Source organism: Saccharothrix sp. S26, from assembly GCF_021390395.1.
In the GTDB taxonomy this organism is placed as follows: domain Bacteria; phylum Actinomycetota; class Actinomycetes; order Mycobacteriales; family Pseudonocardiaceae; genus Actinosynnema.
In genome coordinates, this window is record NZ_JAJUWT010000047.1 from 1 (window position 1) to 2,214 (window position 2,214).

1 protein-coding gene is annotated in these 2,214 nt (G+C 68.2%); it reads right to left on the bottom strand.

Features of this window, described 5'->3' with window-relative positions:
- Positions 1-2,050: ATP-binding protein (locus tag LZG04_RS41355; RefSeq protein ID WP_233827430.1), on the bottom strand; the 2,050-nt coding region annotated here is incomplete at its 3' end.
- Between the last annotated feature and the right edge of the window lie 164 nt (positions 2,051-2,214).

Genomic DNA, 2,214 nt, shown 5'->3' on the forward strand with positions numbered 1-2,214 from the left:
CGGCGTTGTAGTGGTGTTCGGCGGTGGTGGTGTCGCCGCGTGCGATGGCGAGGTCGCCCAGGTTGTTGTGGCTGATGCTGAGGTCGCGTTGGTATTGGGCGTTGTCGGGGTCGGTGGTGGCGAGGTGTTTGTGGATGGTGAGGGCGGCGTTGTAGTGGTGTTCGGCGGTGGTGGTGTCGCCGCGTGCGATGGCGAGGTCGCCCAGCTTGTCGTGGCTGACGCCGAGGTCGCGTTGGTATTCGGCGTTGTCGGGGTCGGTGCCGACGCGTTGTTCGGCAATGGTGAGGAGGTGGTGGCGTCGTTGGGCGGTGGCGGTGGTGAGGCCGATGTTTTGTAGCGCCTGGCATTCACGATCGGCGAGTGCGAGGTAGTTGGGGTGGTCGGTCGGAATGAGAGGAAGAGCATCGGCGAGGAGTGCTGCGACGGCGACCTGCCCGCCTTCCATGTCGCAGACATGGAAGGCGACGGCCGTGGCCGTGTCGTAGTCGCGGTGTCCGGCCAGGTGGTGGATGAGGTCGGCGATGTCTTCGGTGCGTCCGGCCCTGTTGTTCAGGCGGTGTAGGCGCATGGCGGCAGCACGTTGGTGGCGGGTGAGCAGTTCGTCAGGTGTGTGATGTAGTGCGGTGCCGACCCAGGGGTGCATAAGCAGTTCGTCGTCGTGTGTGGTGGTGAGCAGGGTGAGGTCGCGCAGCCTCTCGACGTCCTGCTTCAGCGCACGAAGTTGTTCGGGGGTGGGGTCGGGGCCGTGTCGGGTGTGGGCCAGGTCGCGGTGGGTGAGGGAGGCGCGGGCAAGACTGGTTTGGAGGGCCAGTTCCTGTTGGTTGGGGCTGAGTTGGCCTAGGAGAGTGTCGAGCAGGATGTCTCGGCTGCCGAGGCGGACGGTGTCACTGATGCCGGTAGCGAGGTCGCGGTCGGGGTGGAGGTCGAGCTCTTCGTGGCGGGCGAGGGTGCGGAGTTTGCTGGTGACGTGGCGGAAGTCTGCCGCGGTGCCCTGGCGCAGCAGCACGTCGAGGAATTCCAGTAACCGGGGATGTCCGCCGATGGTGGCCGCGATCAGTCGTCGGTCGTCGGTGGACAGCACGCGCAGGGCGGGCAGGCGCAGGAACAGGCGCCGTTGCTCGGCTGGTGAGAGTGGCGGCAGGTCGAGGCGGAGCAGGGTGTCGCTGTCCGGAACGGGGTGGCGGCAGGTGACCAGGATGCCTCCGGCGCGGGCGGCGTCGCAGAGCACAGTGAACAGTTCGGCGAAGCCGGGGTCGAGGAACCGGCCGTCGGGGTCGAGATTCTGCTCAAAGTCGTCGAACAGCAACAGCAACCGTATCCCGGACAGCAACCGCGCTATCTCGCCGACCTTCGCGGTGGCGTCCACTCGAGGATCGTGCAACGCCGCGACAAGCTGACTGTGGCGCGGGTCGGTGAGGGCTTCGGCGACAGCGTCGATCAATACGGTCGGGTTCCAAATGCCGACGTGTTCGGCGACGGTCCAGCCTTGCTCGCGGGCGCGGGTGGCGATGCGGCCGGCGACGGCGGTCTTGCCGATTCCACCGATTCCGGTCAGCACCACTCCGGCCCAGTCGCCGACCTTCTCCCGGTCCTGTGCCGTACCGCGCAATGCGGCCATCGCGGTACGCACCTGGGCTCGTCGTCCGATCAACCGCCCCAACGGCAGTTCGCGAACCCCGGTCCCACCGGGTGCCAGGGCGGGGCGGTGCAGCGGTGCGGTCTGTTGGGTGGTGGTGCGCAGCGGATTGTCGGGGCCGCCGCAGATCAAGGTCGGGACCGCGGACTCGGGTCTTGGTTCCGGGGCGCCTGCCTTGCGGGCGCGTTCGTTGAGGCGTTCGGCGGCCTGGCGGCGGGCGGTGGCCAGGGCGGCGGACACGGTCGCCTCGGGGTTGCGGGCGAGGTGGGTGTAGAGGTCGCGGGCGAGTTCGGTGGCGTAGTCGTCGCTGATGGAGGCCTGCATGGCGATGACCCGGTCGGCGCCGTGGCGCACGAGGGCGGCGGCCAGTCCCGCGGTGCCGGTGGCGGCGCCGCGGCAGCTGGACAGCACCACCAGCGGCAACGGCCGTTCGCCCGCCCGCAGTGCGGCGACTAGATGATTGATTCCAAGGGTTAGGACGCCTGGAGACGTGGGGCGAGGGTGTCGATGTACGGGTTGTGACGACCGACATTGACACCCTCGCGACCGCACTCTATGTCAGAACCGACGACCTGCTG